Genomic DNA, 265 nt, shown 5'->3' on the forward strand with positions numbered 1-265 from the left:
GCTCGCGGAAGCGGGCGGCGACGTGCGCGCGAAGGGCAAGATCGTCATCGCGACCGTGAAGGGCGACGTGCACGACATCGGCAAGAACATCGTGTCGGTCGTGCTCCAGTGCAACAACTTCGAAGTGGTCAACATGGGCGTGATGGTCCCGTGCAACGAGATCCTCGCGAAGGCGAAGGTCGAGGGCGCGGACATCATCGGGCTGTCGGGGCTCATCACGCCGAGCCTCGAGGAAATGGCCTACGTCGCGTCGGAAATGCAGCGC

Annotated in this window: 1 protein-coding gene; it reads left to right on the forward strand. The window is 64.2% G+C overall.

The window, feature by feature from the left end; translation table 11 throughout:
- Window positions 1-265, forward strand: a 265-nt coding sequence (locus R2R70_RS20755) for a cobalamin-dependent protein (protein ID WP_410979015.1), incomplete at both ends; no start/stop codon positions are given.

It is taken from the genome of Cobetia sp. SIMBA_158, from assembly GCF_046566945.1.
Taxonomy (GTDB): Bacteria; Pseudomonadota; Gammaproteobacteria; order Pseudomonadales; family Halomonadaceae; genus Cobetia; species Cobetia amphilecti.